The 22176-nt window shown below is 35.9% G+C and carries 24 protein-coding genes; 17 read left to right on the forward strand and 7 right to left on the reverse strand.

The window, feature by feature from the left end:
* Positions 1-12 precede the first annotated feature (12 nt).
* The 5 genes from GHD00_RS21285 to GHD00_RS11685 all read left to right on the forward strand — a co-directional run bounded on the left by GHD00_RS21285 (position 13) and on the right by GHD00_RS11685 (position 3498).
* Positions 13-138, forward strand: coding sequence for a hypothetical protein (locus tag GHD00_RS21285; protein WP_276208276.1), 126 nt, complete (start codon positions 13-15; stop codon positions 136-138).
* A gap of 26 nt (positions 139-164) precedes the next feature.
* Complete coding sequence (locus GHD00_RS11670; protein ID WP_163538344.1) at positions 165-371, forward strand: hypothetical protein; 207 nt, start codon at positions 165-167, stop codon at positions 369-371.
* 68 nt (positions 372-439) lie between these two features.
* On the forward strand, positions 440-1228 hold the full coding sequence (locus GHD00_RS11675) for an Ltp family lipoprotein (protein ID WP_240468676.1): 789 nt from the start codon (positions 440-442) through the stop codon (positions 1226-1228).
* Between the two features lie 789 nt (positions 1229-2017).
* Complete coding sequence (locus GHD00_RS11680) at positions 2018-2275, forward strand: LysR substrate-binding domain-containing protein (RefSeq protein WP_163538345.1); 258 nt, start codon at positions 2018-2020, stop codon at positions 2273-2275.
* Between the two features lie 218 nt (positions 2276-2493).
* Positions 2494-3498 (forward strand): DUF3231 family protein, encoded by a 1005-nt coding sequence (locus GHD00_RS11685; protein WP_163538346.1) that lies wholly within the window; start codon positions 2494-2496, stop codon positions 3496-3498.
* 92 nt (positions 3499-3590) lie between these two features.
* On the opposite strand, the gene tatC is transcribed toward GHD00_RS11685, so the two are convergent.
* The 3 genes from tatC to GHD00_RS11700 form a co-directional block, all read right to left on the reverse strand.
* Positions 3591-4316, reverse strand: coding sequence for a twin-arginine translocase subunit TatC (tatC, locus tag GHD00_RS11690; protein ID WP_163538347.1), 726 nt, complete (start codon positions 4314-4316; stop codon positions 3591-3593).
* Between the two features lie 197 nt (positions 4317-4513).
* Complete coding sequence (locus GHD00_RS11695) at positions 4514-4738, reverse strand: twin-arginine translocase TatA/TatE family subunit (RefSeq protein ID WP_163538348.1); 225 nt, start codon at positions 4736-4738, stop codon at positions 4514-4516.
* 39 nt (positions 4739-4777) lie between these two features.
* Positions 4778-6235, reverse strand: a complete 1458-nt coding sequence (locus GHD00_RS11700) for an alkaline phosphatase PhoX (protein WP_163538349.1) — start codon at positions 6233-6235, stop codon at positions 4778-4780.
* A 413-nt stretch (positions 6236-6648) separates the two neighbouring features.
* On the opposite strand from GHD00_RS11700, the gene GHD00_RS11705 reads away from it, so the two are divergent.
* The 4 genes from GHD00_RS11705 (at position 6649) to GHD00_RS11720 (ending at position 10901) form a co-directional block, all read left to right on the forward strand.
* Positions 6649-8247 (forward strand): xylulokinase, encoded by a 1599-nt coding sequence (locus GHD00_RS11705; protein ID WP_163538350.1) that lies wholly within the window; start codon positions 6649-6651, stop codon positions 8245-8247.
* Between the two features lie 421 nt (positions 8248-8668).
* A complete protein-coding gene (locus GHD00_RS11710) occupies positions 8669-9283 on the forward strand; it encodes a YitT family protein (protein ID WP_205600753.1) in 615 nt (204 codons plus the stop codon).
* Between the two features lie 161 nt (positions 9284-9444).
* Entirely contained in the window at positions 9445-10326 is an 882-nt protein-coding gene (locus GHD00_RS11715; protein WP_163538352.1) for a DMT family transporter, read from the forward strand.
* Between the two features lie 62 nt (positions 10327-10388).
* Entirely contained in the window at positions 10389-10901 is a 513-nt protein-coding gene (locus GHD00_RS11720) for an acyl-CoA thioesterase (RefSeq protein WP_163538353.1), read from the forward strand.
* 40 nt (positions 10902-10941) lie between these two features.
* Here the strand turns inward: GHD00_RS11720 and GHD00_RS11725 are convergent, their stop codons facing one another.
* Both GHD00_RS11725 and GHD00_RS11730 read right to left on the reverse strand, forming a co-directional pair.
* Positions 10942-12285 (reverse strand): amino acid permease, encoded by a 1344-nt coding sequence (locus GHD00_RS11725; protein ID WP_163538354.1) that lies wholly within the window; start codon positions 12283-12285, stop codon positions 10942-10944.
* 121 nt (positions 12286-12406) lie between these two features.
* On the reverse strand, positions 12407-13036 hold the full coding sequence (locus tag GHD00_RS11730; RefSeq protein WP_163538355.1) for a LysE family transporter: 630 nt from the start codon (positions 13034-13036) through the stop codon (positions 12407-12409).
* Between the two features lie 340 nt (positions 13037-13376).
* On the opposite strand from GHD00_RS11730, the gene GHD00_RS11735 reads away from it, so the two are divergent.
* The 6 genes from GHD00_RS11735 (at position 13377) to GHD00_RS11760 (ending at position 19092) form a co-directional block, all read left to right on the forward strand.
* Complete coding sequence (locus GHD00_RS11735) at positions 13377-14072, forward strand: hypothetical protein (RefSeq protein WP_163538356.1); 696 nt, start codon at positions 13377-13379, stop codon at positions 14070-14072.
* 213 nt (positions 14073-14285) lie between these two features.
* Positions 14286-14993, forward strand: a complete 708-nt coding sequence (locus GHD00_RS11740; RefSeq protein WP_163538357.1) for a TetR/AcrR family transcriptional regulator — start codon at positions 14286-14288, stop codon at positions 14991-14993.
* A gap of 177 nt (positions 14994-15170) precedes the next feature.
* Positions 15171-15533, forward strand: coding sequence for a nuclear transport factor 2 family protein (locus GHD00_RS11745; protein WP_163538358.1), 363 nt, complete (start codon positions 15171-15173; stop codon positions 15531-15533).
* A 41-nt stretch (positions 15534-15574) separates the two neighbouring features.
* Complete coding sequence (locus GHD00_RS11750) at positions 15575-16378, forward strand: DUF817 domain-containing protein (RefSeq protein WP_163538359.1); 804 nt, start codon at positions 15575-15577, stop codon at positions 16376-16378.
* Positions 16379-16759: 381 nt separating this feature from the next.
* Complete coding sequence (locus tag GHD00_RS11755; RefSeq protein ID WP_163538360.1) at positions 16760-17725, forward strand: LacI family DNA-binding transcriptional regulator; 966 nt, start codon at positions 16760-16762, stop codon at positions 17723-17725.
* Between the two features lie 110 nt (positions 17726-17835).
* Positions 17836-19092, forward strand: coding sequence for an MFS transporter (locus GHD00_RS11760; RefSeq protein ID WP_240468677.1), 1257 nt, complete (start codon positions 17836-17838; stop codon positions 19090-19092).
* Positions 19093-19128: 36 nt separating this feature from the next.
* On the opposite strand, the gene GHD00_RS11765 is transcribed toward GHD00_RS11760, so the two are convergent.
* Positions 19129-19659: a YceI family protein gene (locus tag GHD00_RS11765; protein ID WP_163538362.1), complete on the reverse strand. Its 531-nt coding sequence runs from the start codon at positions 19657-19659 to the stop codon at positions 19129-19131.
* 138 nt (positions 19660-19797) lie between these two features.
* Between GHD00_RS11765 and GHD00_RS11770 the strand changes: the two genes are divergently transcribed.
* Positions 19798-20127 (forward strand): winged helix-turn-helix transcriptional regulator, encoded by a 330-nt coding sequence (locus tag GHD00_RS11770; RefSeq protein WP_163538363.1) that lies wholly within the window; start codon positions 19798-19800, stop codon positions 20125-20127.
* A 292-nt stretch (positions 20128-20419) separates the two neighbouring features.
* Positions 20420-21118 carry a uracil-DNA glycosylase gene (locus tag GHD00_RS11775; RefSeq protein ID WP_163538364.1) on the forward strand — a complete coding sequence of 233 codons (699 nt, stop codon included), beginning with the start codon at positions 20420-20422 and terminating at the stop codon, positions 21116-21118.
* 34 nt (positions 21119-21152) lie between these two features.
* Here the strand turns inward: GHD00_RS11775 and GHD00_RS11780 are convergent, their stop codons facing one another.
* A complete protein-coding gene (locus tag GHD00_RS11780; RefSeq protein WP_163538365.1) occupies positions 21153-21947 on the reverse strand; it encodes an ion transporter in 795 nt (264 codons plus the stop codon).
* Positions 21948-22176: the final 229 nt, after the last annotated feature.

Here is a 22176-nt window from a genome sequence, read left to right on the forward strand (position 1 = left end):
GGAGGAAATTATGTGGAAGTTAATGAAAAAGATTTGATTAAATATATTAAACAAAAAACAAATGTATCTGTTAATGTAATTCAAATTGTGTTAGATGCAGAGATTGACTATCTAAAGGAAAAAGGAATAGCCGATTAATAAACTGAAAAGGGGAGTGAATTATTATGTTCAAAAACGCAGAGAAAATAAGTAAGTGTATGGATCAGTTAATTAAAGTGACAGATGATTTAGATAACCAGGAGAGAAAGGATGAATTAGCAAGTGTGATCCATGAATTATCGATTGTGCATCAGCATGTACTCGGTGATGTAGTTAAAAAAGATCAACCGCAGGGGAAGGTCGCTAATTTTAGTGGGGCAAAAGAAGGTTAAGTGTTTGTAACAAACGGTGTAATCTGGTAAATTGTTACCATACGATTTTAAAGTAGGGGGTAAATTAGATGGAGGAAAAGAAAAAGTTTTATCAAAGCGCATGGTTTGCATGGGTAACATTAATTTTATTGGCTCCAGTAGGTATATTTTTAATGTGGAAGTATAAACATCATGGGGTTGTATTACGTTCGATAGCTAGTGTAGTTGCCGGTATTATATTTCTTATAGCAGTTTTTAGTGAAGAGGATACAACAGATGAAGAACTTGCTGGTGATAACGATCAAGAGCCATTAACCGAAGAAGTAGAAGAGGAAGAACAAGAAAAGCCAAAAGAAGAGGAACAACCACAAGAAGATGAGCAACCAAAAGAAGAGGAAGAAGAAACAAATACTGAAGACGATGTTCCTACTGAGTACACATCTGCGTTAAATTCAGCAGAAAACTATTCCGATACGATGCATATGTCAAAAGCAGGGATTTTTGACCAGTTGACTTCCGAATATGGTGATCAATTTCCTGAAGACGCGGCTCAGTATGCAATTGATAATATGGAGGCTGATTGGAACGAAAATGCATTGAAATCAGCAGAAAATTACAGTGAGACTATGCATATGTCTAAAGCAAGTATATACGATCAATTAACTTCGGAACAAGGAGAACAATTCACAGATGAAGAGGCGCAATACGCTATAGATAATATAGAAGCAGATTGGAATGAGAACGCCTTAAAATCAGCAAGGAATTACCAAGAAACTATGGATATGTCGCTTGAAGCAATTAGAGATCAATTATCTTCAGACTATGGAGATCAATTCACACAAGAACAAGCAGATTATGCAGTTGAAAATTTAGATTAAATACGTAAGCACCTACTAAATTGTAGGTGCTTTTTTATGTAATCATAACGGGCAGTCTGAGTTACGCTACACTACAGCTTATGCGTATTCCATAATTATGACTATTTCTTGAAAAAAATGTGTGAAAAAGTGATTTATTTATTAGTAAATGTAGCTAGTCTAACTGGTTTGTTCATTGGGCACAAATTGCATGGTTTTGTAAAAAAGTAAATGATGGTATTTCATTCCGTTTATTCGGATACACTGAAGAAATAAGCAGGAAGATTTCTAAGAAAAACGAGCAAAAGACCATCCCTATCAAACAAAAGAAATCTCCTGCTAAAAATCCAAAATGTAATGTTTGACGACCACAACCATTTTTACTTAATTGTAAATCATTAATCCATGTGACATTTTGAATTGTCACAAGAAATGTCACGGAAAGAGAAAATAAAAAACAAAATAGCACCTTTTGAATGATATTTACTTCATGATATTTTGTTGATTTTGCAGAAAAAGAAAAGTTGAGAAAACACCGAAAAACCTAAAAAAAGATGGGCGGCATGATGTAATAGCCCCCGAACCCCTTGATATATAAGGATATTTGGGAATTTTGCTAACAAAATGCTAACATAGTGTAGAATATTTATAGGCTTCTCATTAGTTGATTAAAACTTTTGGGAAGTCTTTTTTTCTCATCTTCATGGTTACATGGATGTATATTTCAATACTTTTAGCTGTGAATTCTTAGTAAGAGTCTGCCTTCGATAATATCTTCTAATAATCCTACATAAACTCCTGCGAGTAAAAATGTACCTGGCTACTTGTAGTTCACACTTATTGATCTTCGCTTCTTTCTCTTCAGTAGAAGCTGGGCTAGGTATCAGCGTTTTGCCCAAACTAACGATAAAAAACGAATTAAAATATAGCTTATTAAGGGAAGTGAAAATTAAGGACTTTTACCTTACAAGGGACTTATATTTGGTAAAGAAAAAGACACGCTTTACTAAAGTTGGTTTGAATCATTTTGTTGATTTTATAAAGAAGAGCCCGGTTATTCTCAAATAATAAGGCGAATTATAAACTTGACTTTGACGTTTCTATTTGTCCGTAATTCAAAACAAGCAAAATAGAAGATTTATTTTTTATTTTTCGCTAACCATCAGTGGATATGAAGAACCCCCAACTGATGGAAGCTTCACTTTATTAAAATATTTGGGTAACGTATTTTTTATAGAAATTAAAGCAAACTAATAAAAAATGTGACAAATGGAGATGTGTTAATAATGGATACGGATATATCAAGCTTAACATCAGCAGAAATGGGAAAGCTTTGGGTTACATATAATGGGAATACCATGGCAAAATGTGTGTTAAGTTATTATTTGAGACATGTAGAAGATGCGGATATACAAGAAGTTTTAGAGTATGCATTAGGATTGAGTAAAACTTATATAGATGAGATAACAGAGATTTTTAATCAAGCAAACTTTCCTATACCAATAGGATTAACAAATGAAGATGTAAATTTAGACGCACCAAGACTATTCAAGGATGAATTTTACCTTTATTATTTACAATACGTAGGGAAAGCAGGAATGAGCATTTATAGTGCTGCCATTCCGCTAGTAACTAGAAAAGATATAAGGGATTTTTATGTGAAAGCTCTTAGTGAAACTGTTAAATTGATAACCTATACCAATGACATTTTAAAATCAAAGGGAATGTTAACGAATGCACCAGCAATTCCAAATCCAAAGCAAGTTGATTTTGTTAACAAACAAAGCTTCTTGAATGGTTATTTAGGCGATGTCAGATCACTTCACGGATTAGAGATTGCACATTTATTCGGTAACATTAACAACGACATCACAAGCAAAGCACTCATTATTGGATTTAGTCAAGTAGCACAACATAAAAAAGTAAGGAATTTCTTAGAACGGGGTAAAAAAATCAATAAAAAGCATATAGAAATGTTTTCGAGAAAACTAAATGAGGAGCATTTACCGTCTCCATCACTTGTAGATCATTTAGTTACTTCATCTATTATTCCACCATTCTCTGATAAACTGATGATTCTTCATAAGTTGGACATGTTCTCCATGAAAATAAGGGAATATGCAAATGGATCATCTCTTAATGGCAGAAAGGATATTGGGGCATTATATGGAAGATGTCTAATGGATGTTTCTCTATATGTAGAAGACGGTGCTAATATCATGATTGAACATGGGTGGATGGAACAACCGCCAACAGCGGTTGACCGAGATAAACTTTCTTCAAAAGAATAATAAATTTCTATTTTCCGATATTATCCTTTCTGGTAAAGAACTTTATAGAGAAGTGGATAGGAAGGGATTTAAAGTAGTAAAGGACAGACCCATTAAGCAGCGTGAGTCTGCTCCTTTACCTTTTTTCTATATATCACTTTGCTCAACAAGATGCTCATTTCATATAAAACGAATAATGGAATGATTACAAGAATATCTGAGATGAAATCGGGTGGTGTGATCAGGACAGAAATGACTACCAGGACAAAATAGGAATATTTTCGAAACTTTATCAATTTAAGTGGGTTGATCAATCCTAATCTAGTTAAATACATCACAACAGCTGGCATTTCAAACAAGAAACCAAAAGGTAAACTGATATTTATCATAAATTGAAAATATTTATTCACCGTATAGAAAGTTTCGAACTGCGTGCCAGAGAGAGAATGCACAAAAGAAAGAACCATGGGAAATAAAATATAATAACCAAAAGCTATTCCTGCAATGAATAGTAAAAATAAACCAGGGATAAAGGCTAAGGTAACTTTTTGTTCTTCTTTTGTGAGAGCTGGTTGGACAAACTTCCACAATTGATAAGCGGCTATAGGAATCGTAGTGGCAAGAGCAACAATTCCAGCCATCATCATGTAAACCCATAGGATATCACTTGGTCCTAGTAATGCTAATCTATCGTTTAAGTCTTTCGTTAAATATTGATAGACTTTATCTATAAAAAGGAAAGAAAGGAAAAAAGATAGGATGAAACCAATTAGGATCAAAATAATTCGTTTACGTAATTCTTCTAAATGTTCTAACACATGCATTTCTTTATAATCCATGAAAAGTACTCCTTTTTGAAATGAAAGGTGTAAGCTGTTGAAGAGTAGTAGCTTACACCTAGATTTGCCGTATCCGTATTAGCATTTATACCTGTTAGAGATGAAGTAAATTCAACGTAGCCACCATGATGAGGAAGATAGATAAGAGCAATTACGCCTCTAACTTCGCTAAGGGCTCGTTAATCGATGAGTTTTCTTTAACTTCCTGTCTTGTTTTGTTTCTTTTCTAGTGAAGGAATGTTATATGATTCATGGTTTTGGTTATCTTCATCACTAGACATTAGGTCATTGGTTGATTTTTTGAATTCTTTTAACGTATTACCAAACGCACGGCCAATCTCAGGCAGTTTAGAAGGACCAAAGATGACCAATGCAATTACAAGAACAAGAATCAGGCCCGGTATTCCGATATTTTGCAACAAGTTTTTTCACCCCCCTTGTTAACAGAAATTAAAATTGATTTATAAAATCGGCATACCGTGACGATGTAAGGCAGCTGCTTCAAGCTGGGAAATTCCTTCACGTTCGGCAAATGCCATCAGTTTATCAGAAACTTGAGGAGCAAGCTGTTGCGGAGGACTCGCATGTGCCATATGGCGTTGGCGACCTGAATTTCGGCGTGCAAATGGTCCCCAAATGGCAAATGTCATACCAGGACTCTGGACATTAACGAAAAATGTGTTGCCATCAGCAGAAAAACATGGTCCAGCAAGCTCAGACGAGTTAAATACATTTTCTCCGAACACATAAACTTCACCATCAGGTGTAATACCAACAATTCGGTCATGTCCACTTCCATCTTCCACAAACCAAAGATCGCCCCATGGAGTGATACAGATATTATCTGGACTTTGCATTTTAGAAGCGCTTCTACCTTCATAAAATAACTCCAACGTATTGGTTGCTGGAATATAACGGTAAATTTGCCCAAGACCTTTTTCACCAGCTCCAGTATCACTGAACCAAAATGCGCCACCTTTAAAGTAGGATCCTTCTAGTCGGAAAAATTTAAGGCATCCCTTAGCATCAGCGTCTAAATTAGCCTTTTCAGGATCCACATCCTTCCATACAAGACCAAAGGTTTGTCCGGGATTAAATCCATCTATATCTGCATGGGGTTTTTCTTCGATGGCTGCGGCTTGCAGTTTACCCCCTTTTTGTAATGCACCTGGTTTAGGTTGAGGATCATTTGGAATATAACGATAAAAGAAACTTTGCCCCCACTGGTCTTCTGTCAAATAGACAATCCCTGTAGATGGATCCACATCACATGCTTCGTGAGAAAAAGCTCCCATTTCTTTTATGGGTGTTTTCGAAAGCTTATTTTCTGGATTATGTGGATCAACCTCAAATACATAACCATGGCCGACTTCAAGGGTTTCTTCACAAGTTAACCAAGTTCCCCATGGAGTTCCACCTCCTGCACAATTTCGAATCGTACCTGAAGAAGTAACATACTCATCCAATACTTCGTTATTGGCACCGACTACGAGTGCTGTTGTACCCCCGCATACATCTTTTCGGTATGGATTTTTCCCTTCTACTGGATGAACGGAATTTGCTCCTAACTCATGGTTTCGTACGAGAATGGTAGAATGATGTTTCCCAGAAAATGAGGCCATTCCATCAAAATTGGCAGGTATACTTCCACCACTCGAAAGCTTGTCCCCCTCATTTGAAATAATTCGATACTGAAACCCTTTTGGAAGATCCATTATCCCGTTTGGATCTTTGACTAACGGTCCATAGCCATTAAACATTGCCTTTGAATTCCCACCGTTTCCTGACTTAGCTAATACTTGTTGAGCAGAACCAACCGAAAGAAGTCCTGTTGCCCCCAATGTAATTGCCGCTGTGCTCATCCCACCTACTTTTAGAAAATCTCGACGATTGAAATTCTTCTTATTTTGTGAATTCATCAAATGGTACCTCCTTAAATAGATTTGATAGAATATCTTCGATGTTTTCTAGCTTCAAACTAACAACTTATTATTAAATTAATATTAATTAATGGTAAAGAATGTATTAATATAGAAAAATAAACCAAATGTAATAGTTCATCTGTCATACCATGTTGTTATTTATATGTTAAGTGAAGGGTATATTAACTATATTCGATGTACAATCCTTTTAATTTTTATAAAATACATCATTTGTACGTTACTGTTAACTGGTAGAACCAAATAAAATAAAGGTTGTACGTACATTTTTTATTGTAATCCTTTTATATATCTTTTATAATAGGATTAACTTATATAAAGAGCCCATTTACTTTATTTATTTTCATATAAAATAGTTTAAAATTATTATCTTAATATTGGAGGCAAATAACATGAGTCTTGATGTGAAAAATGCCATTAAGAATGGTAATACAGTTCTTGGTATTGAACTTGGATCAACTAGAATTAAAGCTGTTCTTATCGGTGAAAATAATGAACCGATAGCATCTGGCAGTCATGATTGGGAAAATAGTTATGTGAACAATATTTGGACTTATAGTGTTGAAGAAATTTGGAAGGGGATACAAGACAGCTATCAAAAGATGGCTGGTGATGTGAAACAACAATATGGAGTGACTTTACAATCGATAGGAGCAATCGGTTTTAGTGCTATGATGCACGGCTATATGGCTTTTGGCAAAGATGAAGAGCTTCTTGTTCCTTTCCGTACGTGGCGAAACAATATTACAGAACAAGCTTCTACAGAATTGACAGAACTATTTCATTATAATATTCCTCAGAGATGGAGCATTGCTCACTTGTATCAAGCAATTTTGAATCAGGAAGAGCACATTGCCGATATTAACTTTCAGACAACGTTAGCTGGATATGTTCATTGGAAACTGACAGGGCAAAAGGTCCTCGGGGTTGGTGAGGCATCTGGGGTATTTCCGATAGACTTGAATACGAAGAAGTATAATCAAAAAATGATCGATAAGTTTAATGAATTAATTGGGTCTAAAAATTTACCATGGAAACTGGAAGATATCTTGCCTGAAGTATTAGTTGCTGGTGAAAATGCTGGTACGCTGACAGAAGAAGGGGCAAAGCTTCTGGACGTTAGTGGTGAATTGAGTGCAGGTATTCCACTTTGTCCGCCAGAAGGTGATGCAGGAACAGGTATGGTCGCAACCAACAGTGTAGCAAAACGTACAGGTAACGTTTCTGCAGGTACTTCTGCATTTGCCATGGTTGTTCTGGAAAAAGATTTATCCAAGGTATACCCTGAAATAGACCTTGTAACCACACCTACAGGTAATTTGGTAGCGATGGCTCACTCTAACAACTGTTCTTCAGACTTGAATGCATGGGTAGGGTTATTTGAAGAATTTTCAAAAGCCCTTGGTGTGGAAGTTGATAAGAATAAGCTATTTGAAACTTTATTTAAGCAAGCTGTCCAAGGAGATCCAGATGGAGGCGGACTATTATCTTACGGCTATCTTTCCGGTGAACACATGACTCACTTTGAAGAAGGTCGTCCATTGTTTGTGCGTACATCAGACAGCAATTTCAACCTGGCTAACTTCATGCGTACTCATTTATTTACAGCGTTTGGTGCGATGAAAATCGGTATGGACATTCTTCTTAAAGAAGAAGGAGTCAAGCTGGATGAAATTCTAGGACATGGCGGTATATTTAAGACAGAAGGTGTAGGACAAAACATGTTGGCTGCTGCTTTTAATGCTCCAGTTTCTGTTATGGAAACGGCAGGAGAAGGCGGAGCATGGGGGATTGCGTTGCTTGGATCCTATATGATTAACAAAGAGGATAACGAATCCTTAGATGTGTATTTAAACGAGAAAGTCTTTGCAGATCAATCAGTTCAGACTATGTCTCCTGATCCGAAAGATGTGGAAGGCTTTGAGGAATTCATGGAACGTTACAAGAAAGGTCTCACCATTGAAAGAGCAGCCGTAGACAATCTTAATTAAAGAAAGACTTCCATCGGTGGAGGGAGTAATGAAAAACGCAACAAGGGAATGGCTTCCCCTTGTTGCGTTGGATAAAAAAAGAATCAACTTTTGAAATTAACTGAATAGTATATAATGATACCTTAACAAAGGAGGCTAAAAATCCTAGTATGGGTATAAAAGAGAGAAGTATCTCTAAGCTTTATAGAAAAGTGGTTACTTCTAATGAATTCAAAGCATTTCTAATATTAGAAAAATGTGATGAATCCACCAAAGAAATACTTAAGGAAAAATTAGCTACATCTAATTCATATCATGCAAAGAATATATTGAGAATCGTTCAAAATATGTAAGACGACCATTGAGGTCAGTCTTATTTTTTTTGCACATGATTAAAATTTTGTATCATATAAATGAAACATGTCCATCTAAATTTTTGGAGATGAGAGATGTGTATCTTTATAAAAAAATAATAACGATCATTGTTGGAAGTATATTGTTATCCATCGGTGTTAATTTTTTCTTAGTTCCTTTTAAGCTTTTAGACGGTGGTATGATTGGATTGGGATTAATCATTAAATATATAACTGGTATGCAACCCGGCTTAGTCATAATCATCTTAAGTTCACCAATTTTCTTACTCGCTTGGGTCTATAGAAGGGACTATTTTTTTAGCAGTTTGCACGGAATGCTGTTTTCATCTTTTACTATTGATTATCTATCACCATTACATTATTCTTTTATAGCAAATTTCCACTTACCATCTGTTATCAGCTCTATTATAGGTGGGATCATTATAGGGTTAGGAATTGGCCTTATGCTTCGATATGGTACAAGTACTGGTGGAACAGATTTGTTAGCACAGCTTCTCTCCAACCTGGTGAAGATTAACGTTGGTATTATTATTTTGATTATGGATGCTTTTATTATACTGATGGGCGGAATAATCATATCACCTAAAACTTTACTTTTATCAACTATAACGATTCTATTTGCTGGTCTGTTCACAAGCTTATGTACTATAAAATTAAAAGGTCAAAAAAATGCAATATATTAAGGAATCCATTCAAATGCATTTTTGAAATGGTATAGATTACTTCCTAATAACTATGATGTAATTTTTTGTTTTTGACTATTATATAAAGTTTTATAAACTGGCATATTGTTATAGAGTGAAAATGGGTATTTATCTTTTAATGACAAAGGGGTTAGCCGATCATGACTAGTCGCAAAGCTATTGCATTGATACTCATTGCATCAGTATTATGGGGAACGACTGGAACGGCTCAAACATTTGCTCCTGATACTGCACATCCTGTTGCCCTTGGAGCAATTCGACTGGCTATTGGCGGGATCGTATTATTGATCATCATGTTGATACAAGGTAAGATACATTTTAACAATTGGATTCGTATTTCCACTTTTATCGCAATCATCTCTATGGCTGCTTATCATCCGTTATTCTTTTCAGCTGTCTCTTTAACAGGTGTTGCTATAGGTACTGTCGTAGCAATCGGCAGTGCTCCTATCTTAGCTGGTTTGCTTGAATGGATTGTGAATCGTTCGTTTCCCCATAAAACCTGGTGGATAGCGACCATTTTAGCTATTATAGGGTGCCTTTTATTGACTCTGAATAGTCAAGAGGTCATCATTTCTCCAAAGGGAATATTCATGGCACTTGGAGCAGGTTTAGCATTTGCCATGTTTACGATATCTAACAAGTATATATTGAAGCATCATTCCCCAGAGGAAGCTGTTGCTGTTGTTTTTACATTAGCGGCTCTTCTTTTATCACCACTGTATTTCGTTTATGATTTCACATGGTTTTTACAAGTTGACGGTCTTGTTGTTTCATTACATCTTGGATTGATTGCTACTGCTCTTGCCTATATATTTTACTCCAACGGTTTGATTGGAACATCAGCAGCAACGGCAGTTACTTTATCTCTAGCCGAACCACTCACAGCATCTGTTCTAGGTGTTTTAGTAGTAAGAGAAACACTGACATGGCAGTCATCAATAGGGGTTGTTTGTATTTTTCTAGGTTTAGTTCTTCTTTCCTTTAGGAAAAAAAGAGGTGCTCATAATGGAAAGACATAAAAGTGGATAAGTCTCGTTTTTTGGTAAAACCTAAAATATAAAATAACTAAAAGGTGATTTTAATGAAGGAAATTGCGATAAAAGAAACGTTAACTGTTAAAACCAGCCATGTATTTCCACCAGATACCAACAATCACGGGACACTTTTTGGTGGAAAGCTAATGAGTTACATTGATGATGTTGCATCCATTTCTGCGATGCGGTTATCGAGAAGCCCTGTTGTGACAGCATCAACAGACTCTGTTGATTTCTTAGCCCCTATAAAAAAGGAAGAGTCCGTATGTTTAGAATCATTTGTGACATGGACAGGTACTAGTTCCATGGAGGTTTTTGTAAAAGTTTTAGCGGAAAATTTATTTACAGGAAAGCGAACTATCGCTGCCACTGCTTTTCTAACATTTGTTGCTTTAGATGATGATGGAAAACCTGCCCGTGTTCCGAATGTTATTCCAGATACAGAGGAAGAAAAGTATCTAAATCGGACAGCTGAGGATCGTGTGAAGACGAGAAAGCAACGAAAGAAAGCGAGTCAAGAGCTAGCAAGTTTCCTGGATATGGATAAACCTTGGGAATAGAGCATAAAAGAGGGGAAAGATTAAGCTTCCCCTCTTTTTTTTAATCTAATTGCTGCCATTTTTTCCTCATGTATAAGGTAACCCCGCCAATGATAGCGACAAATAAAATACTAATAAAAAAGCCAGGCCTAATACTTTTTTCCATTAAAGTCCCTGTAATCGCTGCGATGATAAAGAGTAACCCCAGAATCGCAAATATTTTTTCCGATAATCTTTTCTCTTTTAATACAGATAAAGCAGAAACGATAATAAATGACCAATTATACAAAAGTAAAATGCCTGCCGCTGTCGTAATGTATTCGTAAATTTTTTCTGGTAAGAGTAAAGCTGTAATAATCGATGCTATTAACCCGACTATTGCAAGTAATACAGACGGAAGAGGGAGCTCTTTCCATTTTTTAATCTTTTTTTTGAATACTTTAGGAGCATCTCCATCCTTCGCTAACGTAACAAGCAGTATTGTTACACCATATAGTGCAGCGGTCATGGTGGAAAAGCCAGCTATAATGATTGCGCCATTAAACAAGTGTGAAAAAAGCGGTAAGTGATAATCTGATAAAGCTGTCACAAACGGACTTTCATCCGGATTAAATGCATCGACAGAAACCATGGTTACGGCTAATCCAAGCGATACGACATAAAGAATCGATAATAACAGTAGCATGATTCTCCCTGCTTTTGGTGCCTCTTCCCGTTTTTTTAGTCTAATCGCCATCAAACCAATTACTTCAATTCCACCAAATGCATAAAAGGCATAAATTAACGATGCCCAAAATCCTGTAAACCCTTCTGCAAAAAGCTGTGACGTTGAAGTCGGAATGCCTGGACTTTCGGCAGGGCCTCCTGAAATCCATCCTAATAATGCAGCAATAGCTAAGATAATAAAAATGATAATGGCAGCAGTTTTAATAACCGCCAAAAAGTCTTCTACTTTATCAAATCCTTCCGTACCTAATAGAACAACCAAAATGGAAAGAACGGCATAAATGGAAGCAAATACCCACAAAGGGATATTTGGAAACCATAACTGTGTTAAAATCGCTAATGCAATTAACTGACTCCCCATAATTAAAATGCTGGAGCACCAATAGTTCCATCCACAGCTAAATCCTGCCCAACGACCATAAGCCTTCTCCGCATAGTAACAAAATGAACCTTCTTGAGGGTCTTCAGCTGTCATTTTTGCCAACAAGTGAAAGACAATGTATGTACCAATCGCTGCTAAAAGGAAGGAAAATACGATCGAAGGCCCTGTTAATCCGATTCCTATACTTGAAGCAAGGAAATAACCAGTACCGATCGTACATCCAACACCTGTTAAAGATAGCTGCCACCATTTTAAGGTAGCGTTGTTAGAAGTGGATGATGTGGAAGTATTACTCATAGAAAATAAATCCCCTTTGTGTTATGTCATCATCCTTTAATTTGTCCAATCCAGCTTGTTTTATTGATAGTAGAAAATAAAAAAGCTGTCTCTTATCAGAAACAGCTTTTGCATGTGATCTTTAAGCAAAAAATAATAATTGAATTGCTTGATAACCAAAATATATCGCAAAGCCAATTAAGGACAGGCCTGTGAATACGGAGATTCTTTTCAATGTTTTTTCGGTAAGAAAATGACGAAAACTACTGGAGACACAAGCCATACTGATGTCCCATGCCATCACCCCGATTAAAATCGCACCACCGTACAAAAGTAAGTGAACGTTATCATACTTATGTATAGTATTGGCTAGTACAGAGCCATAAATCCCTAACCAAAACAAGATGGAAAGAGGATTACTTATGGTGATAAGAAAACCTGTCGTAAATGTCTTTACCAAGGAATCCTTTTGCCTTTCATTTGTGATGGTGAGTTTTTGAGAGTTTGCAATGCTTTCCACACCAGTATATAACAAAACAAATGCCCCGAATGACCAAAGAAATGTTTTCATGAAGGGTGTCTCAAGGAAATGAACAACCCCAAAGAACACTGCTAATATAAAGAATAACTCTGCTAAAATAGATCCTAATCCAATTAACCATGAATGCCAAAAACCATTCTTGATTCCATGATTGATTTGTGCTGCATTGATAGGCCCCAGTGGTGCTGCTAGTGATAATCCAAGGAACATATAACTAAAAAATATACCCAACCTTTTCACTCCTCACCGTTCGTTATGGCTTGTACTATTTGTATTCATGTTGCTACTAAATAGAACTAAATACTAGATAGAAATAATCAAACAGTGAGGGAGTAAGGGTTTTAAGTGTATTGTACTTCATTCCTTCACTAAGGAAGAACCGAAAGAAATGGAAGATACATTAATTAGCTGGATATATCGAAAATTACTTTCCTAAAGCAAGGATGGAATACTACACTCGAATATCGCGTGACAATCACAAGGAAGCTATTCCCTGTCGATTTTTCTTTTGTAACTCATTGAGATAGACGACGTCTAATTGGTTAGATTATAGTAGGAGGGAGCGAATGGTATGATTAAAAATTTGTCAAAAGGGTTTCTCATTATGTTTATGATGCTCATTTTTATTATTTTGGAACATGGTGTCAGTGCAGAAGCAAACTCAGACGGATTAACGAAACAGATCAGGGATTGGGAAGAAGAAGGGATCGACCCAAACCATCATGAAGCTAGAGACAGTGTTTTAGATTATATTTCTGAACATTTAAGTGAAACGTATGCAGGAATGTACATTGATAGAGAACAGAGAGATTTAGGAGTAATGGTATTTTTATTTACTGAGCCAGTAGCGGAACACCATACCCAAGAGATGCAAGGGTTGATTCAAGGACCTGCCGAAATAGAGTTTAAAGAAGTAGCTTATACAGAAGAAGAGTTGCGGGATAAACAAAAGAAAATAGATTCAAACGGGTTTGAGTATGAGGCCTTTACTATTACACATACGGGTGTAGATATTAAGAATACAATAGTGGAAATTGGAATAGACCCATATACTGAAGAAAATGCGCAAACGTTGTATGACCAATTTGGAGAAGAGCAAATTGAAATAGTGGAAGGAAAGCCAGTTACAACGCTTGAGATGGAGACAACTAGTACAGACGTAAATGAAGAAGAGGATGACAAAAGAGAAGGTACGGATACAATAGAAGAAAATCAACCAAATTTTTTGGGCAAAGTATTACAAGTAATTAAAAACTGGTTTTCATAATAATATATAAAAATCATCGAGTAACACCTTACGTGATTGCTCGATGATTTTTTTGTACTACCTTATTAAAGGAGGTTCATCATTTGTATCTATCATTTTTTGTCGAATGATGGTTTGCTTTTCATGAGTGCATGATATTATGAACGCGTTCATAAAAAGAACGGGTTCATGGGCATTCTATATATAAAATAAGTCAGTAGAGGAAGTGGATAAATGGGCGAAAGCAGGAAAGAAATTCAACGAGCACGTATGTGGAGATATTTCTTAGATGCAGCGACAGAAGTGATTGAAGAAGATGGTATCGATCATGTTACCATTCGTAAAATCGCAAAGAAGGCCGGTTTTACTAGTTCCACAGCTTATAATTATTTTAAAGATTTATCCCATTTAAAATTTTTCGCAGCGATGCGCTTCATGTCTGATTACTTAGAGGAACTTCCATCCTACTTAGAAAAAGGAACAAACACAGTGGAAAAATGGTTGTATAGCTGGGAGTGCTTCTGTAAATATTCTTTTGCACAACCAAAAATATATTCCAGTATTTTTATGGATAACTTAGGATCGATTCCTGAAGAATTATTAGAAGATTATTACCATATCTACCAGAATGATCTAATTGGTTTGCCGGACAAAGTGAAAGATATCATTATGGAGCATAGCTTTGCAAAGAGAAGTGCCCTTTTTATACAACCAGCAGTAGAAGAAAAGTTCATAGAGGAAGAAGATATTGAAATGATTTCCGATATGACGTTGTTAATTTGGAAAGGCATGATGAATACCATTCTTAACAAACGTAGGAATTATACAAAAGAAGAAGCCATGCAAATGACGTTGTATTATGTTTATAAAAGTGTCATACAAGTAGTAAGACCAGAGAAGCGAGATGAAATTAAAGTGTCCTATGAAAAGATTGAAAAATAAATTTATTTTTTCGCATAAACTTATGAACATGTTCATTAAATGAACGTAGGGGAATAGTGAAGAAGACACTACGAAAGCGACCATAGAAAGCTTGAGTAGATGTCGCACTTGTACCCTTGGGTGAAAAAGTTTCTAACCCCAATGTATGTTATAATATGGAAAGGAGGGGTGAGAAGTATGGAAACTAATATTCAGGCTTTTTTCCGGGCTTTTAATGAAGCTTTTGTGTATCAGGATAATGAAACCATTTTAGAAAGTGTAACAGATGATATTGTCTGGCGCATGGTTGGCATCGATACCATTAAAGGCAAAGAAAATCTGGAACAAGCATTAGGTGAAATGAATAGTACGGATCACTTTGACCTAGAAATAGAACATTTGATCACACATGGAAAAGAAGCAGCTGTGAATGGAATGATTCACGCTACCAAGAAAGACGGTGAACAAAAACATTACAGCTTTTGTGATATATACAAGTTAAATAAGCATAAAGATGGAAAGATAAAAGAAATTATTAGCTATGTGTTGGAGGTACAATAGAGCATGCGCTTTTTGTTGACGAATAGACAAGGGCATGTCCAATGAAACAATTAATTTATTTTGGTTTCGTCCAAGCAAAATCATGTTTATTTGCAGTGGTGATCTTCTCCTCTTTAGCTTTAACACAAGTAATAGACGTTCCATTTATCTCACGCTATGACCTGATTTTATGTATTTGTTTACTAACACAGTTTTTGATGGTATATGCAAAAATAGAAACATGGGATGAAGTAAAAGTAATTGGTGTTTTTCATTTCATTGGGTTAGCACTTGAAATATATAAGGTACATATGGGTTCGTGGAGCTATCCTGAGGAAGCGTGGAGTAAAATATTTGGCGTTCCATTATATAGTGGTTTTATGTACGCGAGTGTTGCCAGTTATTTGTGTCAAGCTTGGAGAAGGTTGGATATTAAATTAGTCCATTGGCCGGCAACTTGGCTAGTGTTTTTTCTTAGTGCAGCCATTTATTTCAACTTTTTTACTCATCATTATATGTATGACTTTCGATGGGTATTGAAGGTGGCAACCATTCTATTATTCTGTCAAACGGTGGTCTATTACATGGTTAATGGTCAGACTTATCGAATGCCTTTATCTCTATCATTTATTTTGATCGGATTTTTTATCTGGATAGCAGAAAATATTGCAACCTATTTTGGGGCTTGGCAATATCCGAATCAATCTGAGCAATGGCAAATAGTTCATTTTAGTAAGATTAGCTCATGGCTTCTATTGGTGATCGTTAGTTTCTTAATTGTCGCCATGCTAAAACACGCCAAGAAAAAAATGTATCACGTTGACCAATCGTCCGTAAGGCTTCCACTTCAAGAAGACTTAGAATAATGAAAGAAGTATAAGTGGGGGATAATGGGCGCTAACACCCTGATAAGTTTCACTATTCATCAGTGGGGAAGAACCCCCACTGATGGAAGTCTCTCTTTATAAAAAAATGTAGTATGCCTGCTAGATAAGAGGCATGCTAATATGTCCTTCTTTATTTATTCTGACTAGTGATATTTTGACTGTATATTTCTTCTACATATCGAATGTATCCTCACCTTATATCCTTTCATTCTTTTCCGAATCATTTTCTACCAGATCTAAACCCCTAAATGCTAAAATAAGGATGCTGCTGCACAGGCATAACTAGACAAGATTCATGTTATTGTTGGTTGAGAAACGCGTTCCAGTGCAAGTGCATTTCAAAATAAAAGGGTGAAGAACATGGCAAATATTCGGGATATAGCTAAAATGGCAAATGTATCAGTGACTACAGTGTCTCGGGTACTAAATAATCATCCTTATGTCAGTGAAGAAAAAAGAGAAGCTGTCTTACAAGTGATAAAGGAGCAAAATTATCAACAAAATATTCATGCTGTTCATTTAAGTCGAGGAAAGTCTAATTTAGTTGGAGTGGTTGTACCATTTGCAAAACATCCTTATTTTGGCTTGTTATTAGAAGGGATAGCAAATGAAGCGATCGAGCACGATTATCATCTTGTGCTTATTCAAACTAATTACGATGAAAAGAAAGAACAAGAGGCTTTAGAAATGTTAAAGTATAAACAGATTGATGCCTTGATCATATGCTCTCGAATCTCTGCATGGAAAGTGGTAGAGGAATATGCGTCGTTTGGGGATATTATCGTATGTGAGAATGCAAGTGATAGGAAAAAGGTGCAATCGGTTTATGTAGATCATTATGAAGGTTTTTATCAGGCGCTTCAATATTTGTATGAAAAAGGGCATCAACGAATAGGGTATTGTATTGGTCGTCAATCAGGGTCAAATAGTTATTTTCGAGCGAAAGCTTATCAAGATTTTTTACATGAGAAGCAGCTGCCTTTTGACGAATCATTTGTTTTCTATGAAAATTATTATTTGGAAGACGGACAAAAGGTTGTCAATCAATTATCTTATTTGGACTTACCTCCAACTTCATTACTTGTGACCAGTGATGTGGTGGCTGCAGGTATATTAACAGCTTGTCAGGATAAGGGTATACATGTCCCAGAAAACTTAGCGATTGTAGGTTTTGACAATCAGCCGATTGCAAAGATGATGAAAATTACAACGTTTGAAATTCCTATCGTGGAGATGGGGCGAAAACTGTTTTCGCAAGTAAAAAAAGAATCTCCAATAAAACATAAAGAGTTAGATATTACATTAGTGGAAAGAGAAACAGTGTAAACTAAAGCAGCACTTACGAAGCAAGCTGCTAGCAAATGGCGTGGTGTTTCCGAATACTAAACGTCGTTCATGCTTTAAAAAAGAGAGAGACAACAAGGTGGTGTCATTTTGTGAGAGGGTTTTTTCAAAGATTTTATTATGGTTGGTTTATTGTTTTTATAGCAGCATTGGGGGTATTTTTCTCAGGGCCTGGTCAAACTTATTCCAATTCAATTTTTGTGGATGAGTATATTGCTAGTTTTGGCTGGTCAAGGTCCGAGGTATCTGGTTTATATTCAGCTGCAACATTAATAGCAGGATTTATAATGATTCTAGTTGGTCGGTTTATTGATCGGTTTGGCCAACGTACGATGTTGGTAATAGTGGGTATTTTGTTGGCGCTTTCCTGCTTTTTTAATAGTATGGTTTCTTCGATGTGGATGTTTGTTGTAGGTTTTTTCTTGATCCGACTACTGGGTCAAGGGAGCATGGTCCTTATACCAAACACTTTGGTGGCACAATGGTTTATTGAAAAAAGGGGGAGAGCGGTTAGCTTAGTTTCTATTGGAAGTTTTGCTAGTGCGATGTCGTTACCAATCATTAATACCTGGTTAATTCAAACATGGGATTGGCAATTTGCTTGGCGTTTTTGGGGGATTGCCTTATTAGTCATCTTTGTCCCGATTGCTTTTTTTGGTGTGCGCAATCGACCAGAAGATATGGGATTGCAACCAGATGGTTTAACAGATACAAGCAAGGATGAAGCAAAAACAAATAATAGAAAGAAAAAGGTAGCTGAAGTAAATTGGAAGCTAAAAGAAGCAGTAAAAACGAGAGCCTTTTGGATGATCATTATTTGTGCGGCCATCCCAGCTTTAGTCAATACAGGAGTTACTTTTCATATTATTTCAATCTTCGCTTTTCATGATTTGAGCCCAAGCATTGCAGCAACTGTATTGAGTTTAACGGCAGTAGTCGGTATCCCAATGTCACTTATTTCTGGTTTTATTACGGAAAAAATAAAAACAAATTACTTATTTGTGATTATTTTTATCACGGAAATATCGCTATTATTATTAATGACTGCCTTAACTAATGTAATAATTGCTATGATGATAGGGGTGTTATGGGGACTGACAAATGGAATTAACCGAATTGCGACAAGCGTGATTTGGCCAGATTATTTTGGCCGTAAATATATTGGAAGTATTAACGGGGTAGGTACGACTGTCATGGTAGTTGCTTCTGCCTTTGGTCCATTACCCTTTGGGGTAGGGTATGATTTTTTCGAAAGCTATACGCCAGTTTTATTGATTTCTTTATCTTTTCCTATTATAGGTGTTGTGGCGGCTTTACTTGCCAAAAAACCAGTATATTCTAATGAGTAGAAGCCAACCAGGTTAGGTAGGCTCCTACTCATTATTTTATTCTTCAATAATAAATTCAAATCCTGCTGTCAGTTTTACTTCTTTGCCGATTAGAACACCGCCGGTTTCTAGTGGTGCATTCCATGTAAGGCCATAATCTTCACGGTTTACTTTTCCTTCTAAATCAACTCCAGCTACCATGTGGCCTGCCATAGGATCTTTTGCTTTACCGTTATATTCTACTTTAAACGTTTCTTCATTCGTTGATCCTTTGATTGTTAAATCACCAGTCACTTCATATTCAGATTCACTTACTTTTTTAACTGATTTACTTTGGAACGTAATATTTGGATATGTTTCTACATCAAAAAAGTCGTCAGATTTCAAGTGACCATTACGGTCTTCGTTATTTGTTTCAATCGATCCAACGTCTACCGTTACTTTCACATTCGCATTTTCTAAATTATCGAAATCTCCATTAAAATCTACATCGAAATCTTGAAATTCCCCTTTTGCTTTGGATACCATCATATGTTTTACTTCAAAATTGACAGCACTGTGTACTTTATCTAATTTAACGTTTACCATGAAAAATTCCTCCCAAAAATTTTAATAACTTACTTTATGTAAGTAAGTATACAAATGATAATTAATTACGTCAAGTAAATTTTGTGTTTTTATTCTGTTAATTTTTTTGATATACTAGGAACAAAGAGGTGAAAGTATATGGCTGATAAAACGATATGTCCTAAATTTGAATCAGCGTTAAATATATTAAATAAACGTTGGACCGGTTTAATTATTTTTCAGTTGTTAGAAGGTGCCCAACGGTTCTCATCTATAGAATCTGCCATTGGTATTAGTGGACGTGTCCTTTCGGAAAGACTAAAGGATCTTGAGAAACAGGGGATTGTGAAGCGACATGTATATAATGAAACTCCTGTAAGAATTGAGTATGTCCTTACAGATAAAGGTCGTGCATTAGAACCAGTTTTAATAAGTATTCAAGAATGGGCAGAAGGCTGGGTAGACAAAGAGAATGAGTCTATTGTTTAGCCATTATTATTGATTTTCCCGCATGAAGATACAGCTAAACGTTGAATGCGAAGTGACTCACTTCGCATTTTTTTCTTTTACCGTATCAGAAAGTATAAATGGTACAGCAGGGAAGAATTCTTGACGTAGTAGACCATTGTAGGAAGATAGATAAGGGCAACTAGGCTACCGCACTGCGCCATAAGGCTTGGCTAAGCCCAAGTTTTCTTTATTTTATATATGTTAGAATAGGATTTATAATGTTTTGTGATAGTAGAAAGAGTTTAAGAGATGAGGAAAAGGTTGTGAGAGTATGACGAAACAAATTCTAACCAATGATTGGGGAGACTTATTGGAACAAGAGTTTGAAAAAGACTATTATCTAACATTAAGAGAATTTTTAAAGCAAGAATATCAACAATTTACTATTTATCCTAATATGTATGATATTTTTAATGCCCTGCACTATACGTCTTTTCAAAATGTGAAGGTAGTGATTCTTGGACAAGATCCTTATCATGGACCTAATCAAGCACACGGTTTAAGTTTTTCTGTAAAGCCTGGTATAACCCCGCCGCCGTCTTTGAAAAATATATTTAAAGAATTACATCATGACCTCGGATGTCCCATACCGGACCATGGTTATCTAGTAAAATGGGCAGAACAAGGTGTGCTGTTGTTAAATAATGTATTGACGGTGAGACAGGGACAAGCGCATTCCCATAGGGGCAAGGGATGGGAGCAGTTCACAGATCATATCATTGAAATCATAAACCAGAAACAAGACCCTGTAGTCTATATATTATGGGGTTCAGCAGCACAAAAAAAGCAAGCACTGATTGATCAATCGAAACATTTTATTATTCGTTCCACGCATCCAAGCCCATTATCTGCACATAGAGGATTTTTTGGCAGTAAGCCATTTTCTAAAGCAAATAACTTATTGGAAAAAGTGGGTGTATCCCCTGTAGACTGGGAAATACCAAGTTACTTAGAAGAAAGACACTCCTAAACTTATCGTGTTGTTGGAGTGTCTTTTTCCTTCATTATGAGTTTTTTTCTTGCAACATTTGTTTAATTTCTCGGATCTCTTTTCTTAGCTCGTGAATTTCACTTGTGTCCTCTTTGATCTCGTCTGTATCCTCATCTATTTCATCACTAATTTTTTGTGCATTATTTACGATTTCCCCAACGATAAGGTTAATCATGATAAAAGTAGCGATGACAATAAAGGATATGAAATACAACCATGACCATGTTGCCTCTGCAAAGACAGGTCGGAATATGCCGCTTGCCCATGACTCTAGCGTGAAAATTTGAAAAAGGGTAATTAAGCTCAAATAAATATTGCCAAAATACTCTGGGGCAATATCGCCATAAAAGGATGTACCCAATATCGCATAGACATAAAAGATGATGGTCATAATTAATAGAACACTGCTAATAGTGGGGATCGCCATAAATAAAGCGGAAACGATCCGTCTTAAAGTAGGGACAGTTGTGATGGTTCGGAATATACGAAGTACACGGAAAATACGCAGTACACTCACGTATGGAGTACTATATAATATAATACTTCCTGCCACAATCACAAAATCAAAAATGTTCCAATTATTATGGAAGTAGCTAGTTTTGTGAACAATAATCTTTAGAATCACTTCTAATGTGAAGATTCCTAGAATAACAAAGTCAATAATAGTGAATACCATATGGTAAGGTTCATAAATCGATGGAAATGTTTCAAGTCCGATTAAAATAGCATTTATGATAATTAAAGTGGTAATAAATCTAGTGAACTTAGGATCCATTATCGCTCTTCGTAAACGTTGATTGGAAGTCATGTCTTTTCTCCTTTTGCTTCAGTTACATATCGTATTTTATCATGGTCGGCAGCAACCGTAAATTATTAATATATTTTGTTGAAATAGTCTTTTGTAAATAGATTTATCTGCTATAATAACATTTGTTATGATGAGGATGGCTTATGTTTGAAGGAAATTAAATATTAATGATTGGATGATAATAAGAGACCTCCATCAGTGGGGCTCCATTCCCCACTTATCCATCTTT

The organism is Gracilibacillus sp. YIM 98692 (genome assembly GCF_010993965.1).
Classification (GTDB): Bacteria; Bacillota; Bacilli; order Bacillales; family Amphibacillaceae; genus Gracilibacillus.

Coding starts and splice junctions, on each gene's coding strand:
- GHD00_RS11735 (WP_163538356.1), top strand. CDS start 13,377: ATGATTAAAAATTTGTCAAAAGGGTTTCTCATTATGTTTATGATGCTC.
- GHD00_RS11775 (WP_163538364.1), top strand. CDS start 20,420: ATGACGAAACAAATTCTAACCAATGATTGGGGAGACTTATTGGAACAA.
- GHD00_RS11685 (WP_163538346.1), top strand. CDS start 2,494: ATGGATACGGATATATCAAGCTTAACATCAGCAGAAATGGGAAAGCTT.
- GHD00_RS11765 (WP_163538362.1), bottom strand. CDS start 19,659: ATGGTAAACGTTAAATTAGATAAAGTACACAGTGCTGTCAATTTTGAA.
- GHD00_RS11770 (WP_163538363.1), top strand. CDS start 19,798: ATGGCTGATAAAACGATATGTCCTAAATTTGAATCAGCGTTAAATATA.
- GHD00_RS11670 (WP_163538344.1), top strand. CDS start 165: ATGTTCAAAAACGCAGAGAAAATAAGTAAGTGTATGGATCAGTTAATT.
- GHD00_RS11720 (WP_163538353.1), top strand. CDS start 10,389: ATGAAGGAAATTGCGATAAAAGAAACGTTAACTGTTAAAACCAGCCAT.
- GHD00_RS11680 (WP_163538345.1), top strand. CDS start 2,018: ATGTACCTGGCTACTTGTAGTTCACACTTATTGATCTTCGCTTCTTTC.
- GHD00_RS11745 (WP_163538358.1), top strand. CDS start 15,171: ATGGAAACTAATATTCAGGCTTTTTTCCGGGCTTTTAATGAAGCTTTT.
- tatC (WP_163538347.1), bottom strand. CDS start 4,316: ATGGATTATAAAGAAATGCATGTGTTAGAACATTTAGAAGAATTACGT.
- GHD00_RS11780 (WP_163538365.1), bottom strand. CDS start 21,947: ATGACTTCCAATCAACGTTTACGAAGAGCGATAATGGATCCTAAGTTC.
- GHD00_RS11715 (WP_163538352.1), top strand. CDS start 9,445: ATGACTAGTCGCAAAGCTATTGCATTGATACTCATTGCATCAGTATTA.
- GHD00_RS11700 (WP_163538349.1), bottom strand. CDS start 6,235: ATGAATTCACAAAATAAGAAGAATTTCAATCGTCGAGATTTTCTAAAA.
- GHD00_RS11705 (WP_163538350.1), top strand. CDS start 6,649: ATGAGTCTTGATGTGAAAAATGCCATTAAGAATGGTAATACAGTTCTT.
- GHD00_RS11675 (WP_240468676.1), top strand. CDS start 440: ATGGAGGAAAAGAAAAAGTTTTATCAAAGCGCATGGTTTGCATGGGTA.
- GHD00_RS11725 (WP_163538354.1), bottom strand. CDS start 12,285: ATGAGTAATACTTCCACATCATCCACTTCTAACAACGCTACCTTAAAA.
- GHD00_RS11755 (WP_163538360.1), top strand. CDS start 16,760: ATGGCAAATATTCGGGATATAGCTAAAATGGCAAATGTATCAGTGACT.
- GHD00_RS11740 (WP_163538357.1), top strand. CDS start 14,286: ATGGGCGAAAGCAGGAAAGAAATTCAACGAGCACGTATGTGGAGATAT.
- GHD00_RS11750 (WP_163538359.1), top strand. CDS start 15,575: ATGAAACAATTAATTTATTTTGGTTTCGTCCAAGCAAAATCATGTTTA.
- GHD00_RS11710 (WP_205600753.1), top strand. CDS start 8,669: ATGAGAGATGTGTATCTTTATAAAAAAATAATAACGATCATTGTTGGA.